General features: G+C 35.3%; 1 protein-coding gene. It reads right to left on the bottom strand.

Annotated features, from left to right (window positions below; genetic code table 11):
* Window positions 1-360 (bottom strand): hypothetical protein (locus ciss_RS13385; RefSeq protein WP_166504015.1); only part of this gene is annotated, 360 nt, incomplete at both ends.

Genomic DNA, 360 nt, shown 5'->3' with positions numbered 1-360 from the left:
AGTTACCACATAACCATCAACAGACATTGTCGCTGTTTTTACATATTCAGTTGCACCTTTTTTGGCTTTGACAGTTAAAGTTAAAGTGCCACCTTGAGTAATACCTGCAAGATCATAATTATAAACTCCATTATTGACTGAAATTTGAGTATAAGGCAGTTCAACTCCTGCACCGGATGCACTTAAATATACCACATCAAATGTCGAAGTGCCGTCCTTGTCTAAAACAAATATATCAACATTGCGTGGATTACTTACTGAGGTTTTATTTGTACTTAGGGCAATATTTAAATCATCATTTCCTGCAACTGTCAAGTTAGCAGAACCAACATATTCAGGATAAGTAAAATCCATGTTTTG

Source organism: Carboxydothermus islandicus (assembly GCF_001950325.1).
GTDB classification, from domain to species: domain Bacteria; phylum Bacillota; class Z-2901; order Carboxydothermales; family Carboxydothermaceae; genus Carboxydothermus; species Carboxydothermus islandicus.
Note: the sequence above shows the minus strand (reverse complement) of the source record. Positions and strands in the feature narration are given on the sequence as shown.